The 16239-nt window shown below is 45.4% G+C and carries 15 protein-coding genes; 10 read left to right on the plus strand and 5 right to left on the minus strand.

Annotated features, from left to right (window positions below; translation table 11 throughout):
- Nucleotides 1-84 precede the first annotated feature (84 nt).
- The 5 genes from ACR8BL_RS01060 to ACR8BL_RS01080 all read left to right on the plus strand — a co-directional run bounded on the left by ACR8BL_RS01060 (nt 85) and on the right by ACR8BL_RS01080 (nt 6434).
- The gene (locus ACR8BL_RS01060; protein WP_434750893.1) at nt 85-507 is read left to right on the plus strand and encodes a cell wall hydrolase; all 423 of its coding nucleotides are present in this window, start codon (nt 85-87) and stop codon (nt 505-507) included.
- 114 nt (nt 508-621) lie between these two features.
- Nucleotides 622-1083: a spore coat protein GerQ gene (gene gerQ / locus ACR8BL_RS01065; RefSeq protein WP_434752968.1), complete on the plus strand. Its 462-nt coding sequence runs from the start codon at nt 622-624 to the stop codon at nt 1081-1083.
- Between the two features lie 230 nt (nt 1084-1313).
- Complete coding sequence (locus tag ACR8BL_RS01070; protein WP_434750894.1) at nt 1314-2840, plus strand: sigma-70 family RNA polymerase sigma factor; 1527 nt, start codon at nt 1314-1316, stop codon at nt 2838-2840.
- A gap of 292 nt (nt 2841-3132) precedes the next feature.
- The gene (locus ACR8BL_RS01075; RefSeq protein ID WP_434750895.1) at nt 3133-4425 is read left to right on the plus strand and encodes a hemolysin family protein; all 1293 of its coding nucleotides are present in this window, start codon (nt 3133-3135) and stop codon (nt 4423-4425) included.
- A 545-nt stretch (nt 4426-4970) separates the two neighbouring features.
- Nucleotides 4971-6434, plus strand: a complete 1464-nt coding sequence (locus tag ACR8BL_RS01080) for an Msr family ABC-F type ribosomal protection protein (RefSeq protein WP_434750896.1) — start codon at nt 4971-4973, stop codon at nt 6432-6434.
- 30 nt (nt 6435-6464) lie between these two features.
- On the opposite strand, the gene ACR8BL_RS01085 is transcribed toward ACR8BL_RS01080, so the two are convergent.
- Nucleotides 6465-6638: a hypothetical protein gene (locus ACR8BL_RS01085; RefSeq protein WP_434750897.1), complete on the minus strand. Its 174-nt coding sequence runs from the start codon at nt 6636-6638 to the stop codon at nt 6465-6467.
- Nucleotides 6639-7040: 402 nt separating this feature from the next.
- Here ACR8BL_RS01085 and ACR8BL_RS01090 point away from each other — a divergent pair, with 402 nt between their 5' ends.
- Nucleotides 7041-7568, plus strand: a complete 528-nt coding sequence (locus ACR8BL_RS01090; RefSeq protein WP_434756520.1) for a hypothetical protein — start codon at nt 7041-7043, stop codon at nt 7566-7568.
- Nucleotides 7569-7570: 2 nt separating this feature from the next.
- Here ACR8BL_RS01090 and ACR8BL_RS01095 read toward each other — a convergent pair whose 3' ends face one another.
- The 4 genes from ACR8BL_RS01095 to ACR8BL_RS01110 all read right to left on the minus strand — a co-directional run bounded on the left by ACR8BL_RS01095 (nt 7571) and on the right by ACR8BL_RS01110 (nt 11889).
- Nucleotides 7571-8512: a hypothetical protein gene (locus ACR8BL_RS01095; protein WP_434750899.1), complete on the minus strand. Its 942-nt coding sequence runs from the start codon at nt 8510-8512 to the stop codon at nt 7571-7573.
- On the minus strand, nt 8490-9080 hold the full coding sequence (locus ACR8BL_RS01100) for an RNA polymerase sigma factor (RefSeq protein WP_434750900.1): 591 nt from the start codon (nt 9078-9080) through the stop codon (nt 8490-8492). The genes ACR8BL_RS01095 and ACR8BL_RS01100 overlap by 23 nt, the downstream gene beginning before the upstream one ends.
- A 254-nt stretch (nt 9081-9334) precedes the next feature.
- Nucleotides 9335-10567 carry an aminopeptidase gene (locus tag ACR8BL_RS01105; RefSeq protein WP_434750901.1) on the minus strand — a complete coding sequence of 411 codons (1233 nt, stop codon included), beginning with the start codon at nt 10565-10567 and terminating at the stop codon, nt 9335-9337.
- 89 nt (nt 10568-10656) lie between these two features.
- Nucleotides 10657-11889 carry an aminopeptidase gene (locus ACR8BL_RS01110; protein WP_434750902.1) on the minus strand — a complete coding sequence of 411 codons (1233 nt, stop codon included), beginning with the start codon at nt 11887-11889 and terminating at the stop codon, nt 10657-10659.
- Between the two features lie 214 nt (nt 11890-12103).
- Here ACR8BL_RS01110 and ACR8BL_RS01115 point away from each other — a divergent pair, with 214 nt between their 5' ends.
- The 4 genes from ACR8BL_RS01115 to fumC all read left to right on the plus strand — a co-directional run bounded on the left by ACR8BL_RS01115 (nt 12104) and on the right by fumC (nt 16111).
- Nucleotides 12104-12370, plus strand: coding sequence for a hypothetical protein (locus ACR8BL_RS01115; protein WP_434750903.1), 267 nt, complete (start codon nt 12104-12106; stop codon nt 12368-12370).
- Nucleotides 12371-12556: 186 nt separating this feature from the next.
- A complete protein-coding gene (locus ACR8BL_RS01120; RefSeq protein WP_434750904.1) occupies nt 12557-13372 on the plus strand; it encodes an MBL fold metallo-hydrolase in 816 nt (271 codons plus the stop codon).
- Between the two features lie 182 nt (nt 13373-13554).
- Complete coding sequence (locus ACR8BL_RS01125) at nt 13555-14565, plus strand: aldose 1-epimerase (protein ID WP_434750905.1); 1011 nt, start codon at nt 13555-13557, stop codon at nt 14563-14565.
- A gap of 157 nt (nt 14566-14722) precedes the next feature.
- Nucleotides 14723-16111, plus strand: coding sequence for a class II fumarate hydratase (gene fumC, locus ACR8BL_RS01130; protein WP_434752969.1), 1389 nt, complete (start codon nt 14723-14725; stop codon nt 16109-16111).
- Nucleotides 16112-16239 lie beyond the last annotated feature (128 nt).

The following is a 16239-nucleotide window of genomic DNA, read 5'->3' on the forward strand; positions in this document are numbered from 1 at the left end:
AAATCTGGAATAGTGTCACCGAATAGGCTCCTGCACAATACGATGTACGGTGATGAACAGCTGCTACAAGGGAGGGAACAGACGATGGCTGTAATTAAGACCAACTCGGAAGACGTCAAGCTCTTGGCGAGACTGATGAGGGCAGAGGCCGAGGGTGACGGGGAACAAGGCATGTTGCTGGTAGGCAATGTCGGCGTGAATCGTGTGCTGGCGGACTGTCTCGATTTTGGCAACATTCGTGATATGAACCGCATGGTCTTTCAGAATCCGGGGGGCTTTGAGTCCACTCAGAAGGGATACTTCTATCAGCGGGCGAGACAATCCGAGATTCGGTTGGCGCAGCGTGTCATTAACGGCGAACGTTTCTGGCCAGCAAGTAACTCGTTATGGTTTTTCAGACCGGTTGGGGATTGCCCGTCAACGTGGTATAACCAGCCCAACACGGGACGTTTCAAGGCACATTGTTTCTTTAGTCCGACAGGCGAAGACTGTCCGGACGTCTATTAATCCATTACCAATTTTCATATTCAGGGAGGAATTATCGTGATTAACACACCTTATCAACCAACTCAAACTATGGGTCAGCAAGCCAATTCTGTATTGGGTGCACAAGCGAATTCAGTGTTAGGAGCACAAGCGAATTCTCAAGTTCAGGGAACATCTTACAAAGTCGGTAATGGTATGCCGTCGATGTCACCAACACCTGGCATGGTATCGCCAAGCTCCACCAGTGTACCGCCACTCGTATCCAGCGGAAGCCCAATGACACCGTCAGGAACTGTCGTTTCCACTACAGCTCCACAGTTTGAGCAATCATACATTGAAAATATTTTACGTTTAAACCTGGGTAAATTCGGTACATTCTACATGACATACGAAGGAAACAAAGAATGGAACGCTCGTATATTCCAAGGTATTATTGAAGCAGCTGGACGTGACCACATCATTATCAGTGATCCTAAAACCGGTAGAAGAATCATGTTGTTGATGGTTAACTTCGACTATGCAACGTTTGATGAGCCACTGCTGTATCAATATCCGGGCGTTGTTGGCAACTTCCCGCAAGCGCCAAGCAGATTCTAAACAAGTCTTATCTCGCTTCATCCTAAGTTAGGCTTCCATCTAACAGATACGGAAATATGGGCTGTCCCATCTGCAGTACAATCTGCAGACGGGACAGCTTTTGCTTTTTTAATAGAAAATAAAGTAACCTAATCAAGAGTTCGAGGCACTTACATATGAAAAACAAAATTGGAGCAATCCACATACAAGATCAGACAGCAAAGAATGACAGATGAAGGGAGTTCACGGTGTTGAAATCATGGATTGAGGGAGCATTGCATGGAGAACCGGAAGCCTATGAGCAACTGGTGCGCCAATATCGAGGAATGGCACTGGCCGTGGCCTATCAGAAGTTGCAGGATGCGTATGGCGCAGAAGATGTTGCACAGGAGGCGTTTACTGAAGCGTTTGCCAATCTGGGCAAATTGGATAAGCCGGAAGCTTTTCCTGGATGGTTCAAAGTCATTGTGGAAAGGCAATGTTATCGCTGGTTGAGACGTAAACGGCATTCATTTGTTCCCATAGAAGAAATAGAAACGGTATTCCGTGAGGAAGATCTGGCGCTTGATCCGGAAGTTCGAGCGATGCAGAAGGAGTTACAGCAGACGCTACGCAGTTCCATTGCCCAGTTACCATCATCGATGCGAGTTGTGGTTGATCTGTTTTATTTCCAAGGGTATACACTGAAAGAAATTTCCGATTTTCTTGAGGTTAATGTGCCTGCATTAAAGAAAAGATTATTCGATGCCCGAGCAAAACTTAAACGTTCGTTGCCGGTACGAGATCTGGCGTCTATGTTCAATGAACTACACGAAGGGGGAAAAAGCATGTTGCATATTATGAACGGAGATCATGCTGCCAATCGCTTGCGTGAGAGCGGTATACAAGGAGATATTCTCGTTTGGAGGGAGTTGTACACTTACGGTCCTGTTAGCACAAATATGGCAGATAAGAGTGCGCGTCAGCAACGTGCTATTATACTTGAAAATGAACTGGGCATACCACAGAAGGAGTATTTACAGGTTGAAGTATTAGAAGAGAAACTTCGTTCATTGCAGCAGTATAAAGAGATTGTGTTATGGTTCGAGTATGACCTCTATGATCAAGCGATGTTATCCTATTTGCTGCACTATTTTAGTGGACAGGATCTACAGAAAATACGTCTGAATCTTCTTTGTATCGATTCTTACCCGGAGGTGGAGTTTTTCAGAGGACTGGGACAACTAACTTCGAAGCAGATTGGAAGTTTGTCAGGAAACTGGCATGTCATTGATAAGCAGGAACTTCAGGCAGGTAAACAGTTCTGGGAAGCGTACACCTCATTTGACATTCGGCAACATCAGGAATACATGCAGGACGGAACGATTGAATTGCCTTTTGCAAAGGCAGCATTTGAGGCACATCTATCTAGATTGCCATCCGTAACCAATGGACTGGGCAGTATTGAACAGACCACACTGGAGACGATCAGAGCTGGTATTCAGCGTCCGCATGATCTGTTTCGTAAGGTAGGAGACAAGCTGCATGTTCTCGGTATGGGTGATCTGGAATACTGGGCACATCTGAAGAGGATGTCGGAAGGGTCAGCTGCACTTATTCACATGACAGGAGCGGTAAGTTTTCCGAAGTATAACCAGTATGATCAGACATTTCGTGATGCTGTATTGTCTCTGACGGAACTTGGGGTTCAGGTATTGAATGGTGAAGTCGACTGGACTACCTTCAGAGAGGATGAATATTGGGTCGGCGGATTACATGTCAGAAAAGGTGAAGTCTAAAGTGTAAATGTGAATAAAACAGCGTAATCGCTACTTTTGTAAACAAATTTTGTCGATTTGGCCTTTTAAGTGTCATAGGACACGGATTGACTGTGTAGTGTAGAATTATATAATAAAAGAAGCATATCCATGTTATTCAGCACAAGCAGAAGGAGGTGGACGCATTGGGAAGTTGAAATTGCATATGAACGGCAGAATGGCTAATATCCTACATTTTCGAAGGAGGTGGACCTATTTGCCGAACGATAACGGCGAATAGGAAGAACATTTGAGTGACCCCTTACCGAGTATTATGAGTTTGATTTTAATTGGTTTACTGGTATTGATGAATGGTTTCTTTGTCTCAGCAGAGTTTGCGATGGTGAAGGTGCGGAGCAGCCGAATTGAGGCTTTGGTAGAAGCAGGTAATCGAAATGCAAAATACGCTTCTAACGTTATACGTAATCTGGACGCGTATTTGTCCGCTTGTCAACTTGGCATTACTTTAGCTTCACTTGGTCTAGGATGGCTGGGAGAGCCTGTCATTGCACGACTGCTGGAGCCGTTGTTTATGGCATTTGGACTGGGTCCGGTATATGTACATGGCATTTCAATTGTCATTGCCTTTGTGATTATTACGATTTTGCATATTGTCCTTGGAGAGTTGGCTCCCAAAACGATGGCGCTTCGCAAGTCGGAGACGATTACGCTGTGGTCTGCGGCGCTTCTGACGGTCTTTTACAAATTAATGTTCCCATTCATCTGGATGCTGAACGGCATGGCTAATGGATTGCTTAGACTGTTTCGAATGGCACCCGCTTCGGTGCTGGACGATGCACATAGTGAAGATGAAATACGTATTCTCATGAAAGAAAGCAATAAGAGCGGTTTAATTGATAATACTGAATTAGCACTTGTTGATAATATATTTGATTTTACGGATACAACCGCCCGTGAGATCATGATTCCGCGGACGGAAATGATCTGTCTTAATGCCAATCAGTCCATGCTGGAAAATATGGAGATCGCGAGCGAAAGCATGCGAACCCGTTATCCCGTATATAACGGAGACAAGGATCATATTATCGGCTTTATTCACATTAAGGACCTGATGCGATCCCAGCTAACGGACACCATATCCGTGATTCGTCCAATTCTCGCCGTGCCGGACACCACGCTAATCAGTGATCTGCTCAAGCGTATGCAACGCAGCAAGACACAGATTGCTGTTCTGATCGACGAGTATGGAGGAACCTCCGGTATGGTCACGCTTGAAGATATCATGGAAGAGATCGTCGGCGAGATTCAGGACGAATTCGATCATGAGCGTCCGGTAATTGAGCAAGTGGATGAAATGGAATATTCGATTGACGGATTAATGCTGATTGAAGAAGTTAGTGAACGATTTGGCATTGAGATGGATAGAGCTGATTACGATACGATTGGCGGCTGGTTATATTCCAGAGTGGATGCAATTCCGCCTGAAGTGGGTCAATCGGTTGAGTACGATGGGTATCTATTTGTTATTAAGGAGACAGAACACAAGCGGATTTCGCGTGTGAATGTCGTGAAGCTTGAAATGCTCGTCGAAGGTGAGGGTGCATAGTGCCTTGGCGAGCATAACATTCATCCTTTTAAAGGATAAATGTTTCTTTAGAGGTTTAGAGAGATTCTTTATGTGTGAAAGCCGCTAATGTTTAGCGGCTTTTTTTGATTGCTCACTTATAAGCATTCGTTACAGGTTGACGCTTAAAGACCCCCATGGTAATATTCAATTTAATATAAGAAGAGGAGGCTCGTTCCTATGACTCATTCCATGCGTCTTCGATAAACAGTTGAAAAAAGCTGATTTTTCCACAATCGTGGGCTTTTTTAATCTGTTTATTTTACGTATGGAGAGACATAGATTTTGATCTGGCTAGCTTATTTCGCTATGCCTGTATCGATGTGCCTTCTAAACGTGAGTAATGCAGATTCAAGCCCCCAGTGGGCTAGGGTCTGCATTTTTGTTTGTGAACAAAACGTTTACAACCTGAGAGGAGCAAAGACTCATGAGATATATGCATTGGTATTTCTTTATATAATCCCCTTCTATTATCGCAGGTGATCCTGCGAACATGAAAACTGCGATTTTAGAAGGAGGTAACTTGAATGAATGTATTAATTAACGCAAAAGAGATTTACGTGGAATATTCGGGTCGTGAGGTATTAGATATTGAACACGTAGAGCTTTATGAATATGATCGAATCGGTCTGGTTGGAGCCAATGGGGCGGGCAAGAGCACATTGCTAAAAGTGTTGCTTGGTGAGATGCCTGAATCCTGTGGGGAAATCGTGAGGCATGGCAGTTTCGCTTATATTCCACAGATGGAGCGTAGCGTGACTCAGGAAGAAGTAGATTACGCATTGGCAGGCAAGCTGGGTGTAAACAAAACCGATGGAGAGCAGATGAGTGGCGGGCAAGAAACAAGGCTGAAAATTGCTCAGGCTCTGTCTGGGTCAGTGCACGGCATTTTTGCAGATGAACCTACGAGCCATCTCGATTCAGAAGGGATTCATTTTCTGATCCATCAGCTCTCTTATTATACGGGAGCGTTGTTGATCATCAGTCATGATCGATATTTCCTTGATCAGGTAGTTGATAAAATCTGGGAGTTGAAAGATGGGAAGATTACCGAGTATTGGGGCGGATATTCTGATTACTTGGCTCAGAAGAACGAGAACCAGAAAAAACAGGAAGTTCAGTATCAACAATATGTGAATGAACGAGAACGGCTGGAAAAAGCGATTACGGAGAAGAGAAATCAGGCCCGGAAAATAGATCATAAAGAGAAGGGCACTTCAAAGAAGAACAGCTCCGATCACGGCGGGCGGCTTGCGCATCAAAAATCGGTTGGAAGTAAACAGAAGAAGCTTCATCAAGCAGCGAAAAGTATAGAACAGCGCATTGAAATATTAGGTAATATCCAAGCGCCAGAGGTCACTCGTACGATTCACTTTCGTCAGAGTAACACGTTAGGACTTCACAATCCGTTTCCGATTACAGGAAAAGACCTAAACAAAACTTTTGCTAATAAAGTTATTTTGGAAAATGCGTCTTTTCAATTTCCGCTTGGCGGAAAGATCGCGCTGACAGGTGTAAACGGTGCAGGGAAAACAACGCTGTTCAACATGATCTTGAACCGTGAAGAAGGCATCACACTATCGCCAAAGGCAGAGATTGGATATTTTGCACAACATGCATACACGTTTGAGCGCCATCAGAGCGTCATGGAATTCATGCAGGATAACTGTGACTATCAGGTGCCGGAGATTCGAGCTGTACTAGCTTCTCTAGGGTTTTCTCAGCAGGATGTACGCAAGCGTTTGGCGGTATTAAGCGGCGGTGAGATGATGAAGTTACAGCTGGCCAAAATATTGCTTGGCCGATACAATATTTTGCTTATGGATGAACCGGGCAATTTTCTGGATATTCCTGCGCTGGAAGCACTGGAGCAATTGATGAAAAGTTATGAAGGCACGATTATTTTTATCACGCATGATGCCCGAATGATCGATAATGTTGCTGATCATGTATATGTTATAGAGCATAAACAAATCGTTCGAGTAAGGTAAATCAGATGATATTGTTTGCGTAAAGCAGACTTATGAATCTTTTGGTGCATGAATCACTTCAGCCGCATAACGGTCTTCATGCACCAGACTGGTGTCGATGCGAATTCGTTTGTACGTCACATACGCTGGTTCGCCGGGAGGAACATCATGTTGGATGTTTAATTTTCTTGAGTAAGTACCTTTCGTTGGGGTCGGCGTTCTCATCGTGACCAGTCGGTCTTGATCTTTGAAACGTACTTCAAAATTATCGTACTAGCTTACCTGCTTGGAAGTCAGAACCGGGTTATGTTTTTTTACCTGATAGGGACTGGAAGGATACGAGTGTTTTCTTGATGCAGAATGCTTATTCATAGGTACACCTCGCTTTGTACTTCCTAGTACATCTGCTTAAAAAAGAATGAACATGGATTCCGCCGAATGAAGTCTATTTCTCATAATACGAGATCGATTAATTTAGGTTTCATCGTTGTTATTACCCTGCAAAATGATGAAAGGACGCTACCGATTGAAAAATCGGGCGTCCTTATTTTTTTGAAACCAGTTATCTGCTCCGTCCGTTTAATAGATTACACCAAAATAATCATGGATACTGAGGGGGAATAATTGATGAAGAAAATACGTAGATGGGGCGAGGAAATATGTCGTACGCCAATCCTGAAAGTAACACTTGTTCTTACTTTGGCGGCACCAGCTCTTCTTATTCTGCCAGCAGAACAGTCTGCAGTTGCAAGTCCGATAATCAACGTGACATCGGGAGCGCGAACCGCTCCGCCGCCGCTCGAACCTCAGGAGTATTCCATTCAATCCAGAGCTGCCACACCCGTACATATCTACCATGCGATCGGTTCATTAACACGTGGAGAAGGACTTCATGCCATCGTAAATACAGCCACAATGACTTACAAAGATATGAAGACACTATCTGTGAATTACCGTTTGGAACGCTGGACAGGAACAGCCTGGGTAACATTCAAAGGCAGCTCTTCAACTCAAACAAGAACTAATGTCCTTCGATCCAATGTGGATTGGGAGGTCACTGCGGGTTATTATTATCGTGTCGTTAGTGTTCATACAGCTAATGATGGAACGACATCCGATCAATCTATGCATATTACACCTAGTGTATTGTTTTAGTTTTATTTTGATTTGGCAGGCGAGTTCTGCTCCAGAAAATCATTGGCAATGGCGATCATTTCCTCTTCAGTTACTGATCCAAACAGACTCATGCTGAGTGAACCTGTCATCCACTGTATGGAACTAAAAGGGGGGCCTACATACACAAGCGCTTCACTGCCATCCACGAGCTTCACAGCTTCACTTTTCTGTAGTGGCGATTTCTCAATCGACTGTCCAGGCTTAACATACTCATAATCAAACTGTATAAGTTCGTCCGTATCACTTTTGCCCTGTATGGAGTATTTCACCCTTAGTACCTCGGACTGGTAATAGTCTTCAGGGTTAACCGGATTATCTGTATCCAGCATGAGTTCGTATTTCACCTTATTAAACCGGGCAGGGATTGCCTTGGATAATATAAATTCTCCCACAAATCCATCCCGAGCGATCTCTTCGGTCACAGCAACTGAGCGGAAAATGTGTTTACTGAGCTCAAAGGCAGGAGCGCTTGCAGCCTCATCCGGAGAAACGAAGCTGGATTCACGCTCCGGTGGAGGAGGCGTTTTGGCGGTAGAGGGATCAGGACTCAGATTTACAGACTTTTCCTCAACCATAATCGATTTCATGCCATTCCCCCAATTCTTGATCGATTGAACAATAGGGGATACGGCTTGTGTGCCGGAAGGCAGACTGAAAATGACCGCTCCAATGGTCACGGAAGCTGCCACGATGCCTGAAAGTTTGAACGTGCGCATCCTGCGTTTACGGGCACCGATTCTTTCGATCTCTTTCTGTACCTTTTGCCAGGATTGCTGCATTGACTCCGTATGGGAGGCGGAAGGGGCGGAGGAAGCTTGCTGGAAAGCTTCATCAAATGCTTGCTCAAACGCTGCATCAAAATATTCATCCTCCAGGCCTGAATCGAATTGCTGTTCAAGCTTATTTAGCTTGCCTTTGCTCAATGCTTCCACCCCATTCCTTATGTAATTTCTTCTTGATACTGCCACGTGCCCGGAATAGTCGCTGTTTCACAATGTCTTCAGTGGTGTTCAGCAATTCAGCAATTTCCCTATAAGAAAAGCCTTCTTTCCACCGTAACTCAACAAGTACGCGGTATTCCGGTTTCAACTGAGAGAGGTAATGCTCGATGGATTCTTGCATCATCTGTGTCTCAACCATGCTTTCAACCGAAACAGCGGTTTGATTCATCGTCTCTATATCTATAAAAACACTATCGGTGTCCAATTGGTTACGGTTATTTTTATTTTTTCTCAAATAATTAATTGCGGTATTTCGGGTGACAACTTTGAGCCAGGCTTTGAGTTTAACCTCGTCTTCGAAGAGGGGTTTATTTTTAATAATTTTAATAAAAGCATCCTGAATAATATCCTCTGCCGCTGCACGTTCCTTGATGATATATACGATCAATCCGTACACCATATTATAGTATTCATAATAGACTTCTTCCTGAAGGGCAGATCCTAATTGATGAAAATCTGAAGCGAGTAATAGCTGGAGCCGATTGGCCATGATGTTCTCCTTTCTGGTCAACAGTCCACAAACATTGGTATCATTACATTTTACAACAGATTATGGAAAGCGTACAATGTCCGATAGACCTGATTATCGTCCCGAAAAGAGGGAGTTCCGACCCTGTCTGTTGTTTGCTTAAAAATAAAAAATAGACGATCTTGCAAACCATAGAACTCATGGCAGCAAAACCGTCTATTTAATTGGTAAGTGACAACGATTAACTCCATAAAGCCTCTGCTACACTCCCGCTTTTAGAATGCCCAATTGCCTTTCAAGAAGATGGCTTCACGTTCACCGCTCGCCGTAATGCCGTAGATATCGGTCTCGGGTGAACCCATCATGAAATCAACGTGAGTGATACTGGAGTTCATGCCCCGAGTCGCAAGTTCATCAGGAGACATCGTTTTGCCTCCTTCGATATTGGAAGCGTATGAACTGCCAATCGCGAGATGACAGGATGCATTTTCATCATACAACGTTGTGTAATAGAGAATGCCACTCTCGGAGATAGGGGAGTGAAAAGGCACAAGAGCAACTTCACCAAGATAGTGAGAACCCTCATCCATGGAGATAAGGCGCTCTAATGTTTCCTGACCTTCCTCGGCATGAAAGTCTACAATCCGTCCCTTCTCAAATGTAAGGGTAAACCGGTCAATAATACTGCCACCGTAACTTAGTGGTTTGGTGCTGGTTACTTTGCCATTCACACCGAATTTCGCAGGAGCCGTATAGACTTCTTCGGTTGGAATGTTGGCTACAAAAGGGGTTCCTTGTTCGTTCACACTGCCAGCTTGTGCCCAAATATGCCCTTCAGGAAGCTCCACAGTCAGATCTGTTCCCGGGGAGAGATAGTGAAGTACCTTGTACTTTTTGTTGTTGAGCGCAACGGCACGTGACTCCAGACGTTCGATATGCTGTTCCCATGCAGCGATGGGGTCGTCTACATCTGCGCGCACAGCTGCAAATATCGCATCCCATAGCCGATTCATCTGTTCCATTGCTGGTAGATCCGGGAACACCTTGGCTGCCCAGTCCGGTGAAGGACAAGCGATACCGGTCCAGCTCATTTTATCGGCTTGCAGATACTGACGATATTTAGTCATCGCCTGACCGAAGGCACGCTGATGCGCCGAGATTCTGGCAGGATCAATGCCGTTCATCAGGTCAGGGCTGGAAGACAAAATCGTCAGAAAAACGGCATTGTTCTCCGCCAGGGCTTCCATCTCGGCAGCATGCCACTTTGGAATTTCCTCGAAGGACTCCTCGGGGGCCATTTCAAAGCGAAGACGGTTGACCGTTTCATCGGAATATTTAACGATAACCTGCTTTGCACCGGCTTCATAACCTTTACGTACAAGCAGATGCACGAGTGGAGCCGAATCAATCATCGCATTGATGACAAAAATCTGACCTGGCTGCACGTTTGCCCCAACTCTGACAGCGAGTTCAGCGTAACGATCCAGCTTTTGTTCAAAACTTAACATAGAAAGTCCCTCCGTAATTCTCGGTATAGGTTTAGATTCAGACACAGGAAAAGAGAGGAGAAATCTCCTCTCTTCAGGCATAGGGCCAATTAAAATGCCCAGTTTCCATTCACGAAAATGGGTTCTTCTGTACCTTCAGATGTTACACCGTTGATGTTCATTTCAGCCGAACCGATCATGAAATCAACGTGGGTTAGACTGGAGTTCATGCCACGTTCGATCAGCTCATCCTTGGACATCGTTTTGCCGCCTTCCAGACAGAACGCATAGGCATTTCCGATCGCCAAGTGATTCGATGCATTTTCATCAAACAATGTATTGTAGAACAGAATGTTCGTGTCCGAAATCGGCGATTTGTGTGGAACAAGTGCAACCTCGCCCAGATAATGTGCACCTTCATCCATTTCGATCAAGTTTTTCAGTGCATCCACACCTTGTTCTGCTGTGTAATCGACAATACGTCCATCCTTGAAGGTGAGAGAGAAGCCGTCAATCAAATTGCCACCGTGACTGAGTGGTTTCGTGCTGCGCACAGTACCGTTCACACCGGTTTTCAGTGGTGCAGTGAAGACCTCCTCTGTAGGCATATTCGCAATAAACACATGTCCTTGCTCGTTTACACTGCCGCCGGATACCCAGATATGACCTTCTGGAAGTTCAATCGTCAAGTCTGTACCCGGAGCGGTGTAGTGGAGCTTTTTATATTTTTTACTGTTCAGAAGATCTGCACGGGAGTCCAGGTTCTGCAGGTGTGTTTTCCATTCTGCGACGGCATCCTGTTCTCCAATGCGTACCGTTTTGAAAATAACATCCCACAGGCGATCTACTTGCTGTGATTCTGGCAGATCCGGGAATACTTTAGCTGCCCATTCAGGGGAAGGGACAGCCACAATGGACCAGCTGAACTTGTCAGACATCTGATAGGCTCGATATTTCTCAAGCGCTTTACCGCGAACTTTTTGGCTCGTTACGATGCGCTCCTGAGCGACTCCGTTCAGCAGATCCGGGTTTTCCGCAATGACATGCAGAATTGCTGCGCCTTCTTCAACAAGCTCAGTCATCTCGCCTGCAAACCATTTCGGTTCAATGGAGAACGCTTCATCTGGAGCCAGATCATAGTGAAGACGGGTAACCGTCTCATCACTCCAATTGACTTTGACCAGTTTCGCACCTGTATTGTATGCAGCCTTGACGATCAAGCGTACAAAATGAGCTGCCGTAATCGGCGCATTCACCACAAGCGTTTGGCCAGGGTGTACGTTGACACCTACTTTGACAGCCAGTTCAGCGTATTGTTGCAAATTTGATTCAAAATTGTTCATGCTATTTTTTCCTCCAATGTGATATGAATATCGTAGCTGGCGGTCTATTATAGTCCTCTTTGGCGTGTGTGAGGAGTCAGCATAGAACCTTATTTGAATAATGTATACGTTGCTACGATATATATTGTACAATTAACCAATAATAATTACCAAACAGCTTTGCCAGAAAGTTGGAGAAATGCTTTAAATGAGAGATTAAAAGGAGAGTATAAGAGTGAATATCGAAATTATTCGCGCAGAGATGCGTCGTGAGGATGAAAAAAGTTTTGTAGGAAGTACGGTATTTAAGACGGATGGTGACAAGTCCGTATATGAAGTTACGTTTATGAGCAAGAACGGCAAGGATTGGGATTACAGTTTGCATTTTACGGAGCAGTCGGGAGACGAAGAAGAACTGCTGAAAATGGACGAGTTGCTGGAAAACGATGACGATCTGTACAATCAATTGCTGGATGCAGCTTTGGACGCTTATCCGGCTTAACAGGTAGCAGATGTTCTTGTTCTATTGTCCGAGTTGCCTGACTATACTAGACGGTGTGTGCCCTGAGCAGGGTGCGCAACGTCTATTTTTATTTTTTCGAGATTCCGAATAGATATTCCAGAAAAGGGAAGTCTACGAGATGAACTTAACCAGAGAGACAATTCGCCTGATGGGAGGTAACCGTGAATGGCATTTGACAATCTGATCACATCAGGAATGACCAGCGCCCAGGAAGTGGCTCCTGATATTTTGAGCTTGCGTACCCTTTTTGTGAATGTCGTGTTCATTGGAGAACCGGGAAGCAGGAGCTGGGTCCTCGTGGACACAGGGATGTCAAAATTCACGAATCACATTGTTGATGTGGCAACCGAGCGTTTTCAAGGTCCGCCGTCTGCGATTATTTTAACGCATGGTCATTTTGATCATGTGGGAACGGTGATAGAACTGGAACAATTCTGGGGAGTGCCGGTGTATGCACATCCACTGGAAATCCCATATCTCACGGGTTTGAGTAATTATCCCCCGGCAGACCCTTCCGTGGGCGGGGGTCTGATGGCGCGGTTGTCATTTACGTATCCTAACGAAGCAATCAATCTGGATGATCGGGTGTTCAGTCTGCCCCAGGATCATTCTGTGCCCGGAATAACGGGATGGAGCTGGGTGCATACACCAGGTCATACACCGGGGCATGTGTCTTTGTTCCGCGAAGCGGATCGTTTGCTGATTGCTGGTGACGCGATAGTCACAGTGAAGCAAGAGTCGCTTTGGAGTGTTCTACTGCAGGACAAACAGCTGCATGGCCCACCGGCGTATTTTACAACGGATTGGCAGGCCGCGCATGAATCGGTTCAGCACATCAAACAGCTGGAACCCAAGGTGGCCGTGACGGGACACGGACATGTGTTAAGCGGGGAAATGCTGCATGAATCGCTCAGGCAGCTGGATCAGCATTTTGAAGAAGATGCAGTGCCGAAGTATGGTAGATACGTAGAATTAGACTAAGATGCTCGCCTGATATGGCAGAGCTGTAGACCGAAAAAGACAGCCGCTGAACCTGCAGCTGTCTTTTTGTTTTTCCATACTTTGTTTCATTTGTTCTCGATCTCAGATTGTTATTTTATGCGCAATCATGATATAGTCGAGCCGTATAATATAACCTTAGTATGCAGGAGGTACATATAACGATGACACAACAGAATACAGCGTTTGAAGAACAATTTGGCGGCATTCCTGCGGTATGGCTTCGCTTTGCTTCATTGGAAGCAGCAGTAATTCCAAGCGTTGGCGCGAACCTGGTTGCTTTTCGGGATACGGAAAAAGGATATAGCTACCTGCGCGAGCCGGATCAGGATCAGATGGATGAATTCATGGCGGCTCCTGCCGTGTACGGCATTCCGATTCTATCCCCGCCAAACCGGTATGAGGATGGGCGTTTCCCTTGGAATGGCAAAGTCTATCAACTGCCGATCAATGAACCTGCGACAGGCAATCATTTGCATGGATTTTTGCATGATGTGGCTTGGACGGTGGAAGGTTATGGCTCCAATGATCAGGAGAGTTACGTCACGCTCAGCCAAAGTATTGGAGAAGGCCATGCTTTCTACAAATATTTGCCGTTTACGTTCAGTGTAACGCTTCGTTATTCTTTGAGCATTCATGGACTGCAACAACAGTTGATCGTGAACAATACGGGTACAGAATATATGCCAAACCTTTTTGCTTTCCATACGGCGATTAAAGTTCCTTTTGCACCGGACAGTCAGTCTTCGGATTATACAGCGAAAGTGACCATTGGTCAGCGCCGTGAATTAAATGAGCGTTCTCTGCCAACGGGAGAAATTCAACCGCTTACACCGGAAGAAGAACAGCTTAAACAGGGCGGAGTCAGTCCGTTTTTTGCAGCCATGGATAACCATTATACCGCGGAGCCTCAGAATGGCCGTAACTATATGGAACTGACGGATCACCGCACAGGAGACAAGCTGGTATACGATGTAGGTACATCTTATAAACATTGGATGATCTGGAACAATAATGCCTGCAATGAATTTTTCTGTCCGGAACCACAGATGAATCTGGTCAATGCCCCGAATCTAGAAGGGATTTCTGCGGAAGAGATTGGTCTTGTTGGCCTGCAGCCAGGGGAATTGTTCGAACAGACAAGTCGTCTATATCCGATTGCTGCTCAAAAATAGTCGGTGATGGATTGAACTCACTCTGATTCCTTCCATTTTGCGCTACGCTTACAATTTTGTCGAAAAGGTGAAAACCTGCTCGCAAATCATGTATAATATGACGAGATACACAAGCTTTGTAGAGACCCAGACCAATATTTTGGAGGAGGACAAGCAAGTGGAATACCGCATTGAGAGAGATACGTTAGGCGAAATGAAAGTACCAGCCGACAGGCTATGGGGCGCTCAGACACAGCGCAGTAAGGAGAATTTCCCGATTGGACGCGAGCATATGCCCATGGAATTGGTGCGCGCTCTTGCCATTTTGAAAAAAAGTGCTGCGGCAAGTAACCATAAATTAGGAAAATTATCAGCGGCGAAGGCAGATGCGATTGCTTATGCGGCAGACGAGATTATAGCAGGACGTATCGACGATCACTTCCCATTAGTTGTATGGCAAACGGGCAGTGGTACACAATCCAACATGAACGTGAACGAAGTCATTGCCAACCTGGGTAACCAGTTGCTGGAGCAAAAGGGCAAGGAAGAGCGCCTGCATCCGAATGATGATGTGAATATGTCACAAAGCTCCAACGATACGTTCCCAACAGCATTGCACGTCGCAGGTGTTCTTGCTGTGGAAGATCAGTTGTTGCCAGCGATTGCCGTGTTGAAAGCGACTTTTGCGGAAAAAGTGGAAGCGTTTAAAGATATCATCAAAATCGGACGTACTCACCTTCAGGATGCGACACCGATTACGCTGGGTCAGGAGATCAGCGGATGGGAAGCGATGCTGGGCAAGAGTGAGCGTATGATTCGCGAGAGCGTAGAGTACATGAAAGAGCTTGCGATTGGTGGTACGGCTGTAGGAACGGGAATTAATGCACACCCTGACTTTGGTGATCTTACTGCCAAGGAGATCGGTAAACATACAGGCAAAGATTTCGTATCTGCGCCGAACAAATTCCACGCTCTGACAAGCCATGATGAAGTGGTGTATGCTCACGGTGCAGTAAAAGCGCTTGCAGCGGATATGATGAAAATTGCCAATGACGTACGCTGGCTGGCAAGCGGCCCACGTAGCGGCCTCGGTGAGATTCGCATCCCTGAGAACGAGCCGGGCAGTTCCATTATGCCAGGTAAAGTGAACCCGACACAGAGTGAAGCGATTACGATGGTTGTGACGCAAGTGATGGGGAATGATGCGGCGATTGGATTCGCGGCCAGCCAAGGTAATTTTGAGCTGAACGTATTCAAGCCGGTCATTATCTATAACTTCCTGCAATCCGTGCAATTACTTGCTGACTCCATCATTGCATTTAACGACAAGTGTGCTGTAGGCATTGAGCCAAACCTGGATCAGATCAAACATAATCTGGATAACTCGCTTATGCTGGTTACGGCTCTGAATCCTCACATTGGATATGAAAATGCAGCCAAAATTGCAAAGCTGGCGCATAAGGAAGGATTGTCTTTGAAGGAAGCTACGTTACAAACGGGGCTTCTTACAGAAGAACAGTTCGATCAATATGTAGACCCGGCCAAAATGATTGCACCAAAGGCCTAAACTCTTCATTACGATCTGACTTTTTTACAATTATTAATAAATACGAATAAAGTCCCGGAAGGCGGCCTGCGAAAGCAGGTCGTTTTTCTTATATTTCCGCATATTTTGCTTGTCAGACGATATCTATA

Origin of the sequence: Paenibacillus amylolyticus (genome assembly GCF_051136285.1) — a bacterium.
Taxonomy (GTDB): domain Bacteria; phylum Bacillota; class Bacilli; order Paenibacillales; family Paenibacillaceae; genus Paenibacillus; species Paenibacillus amylolyticus_F.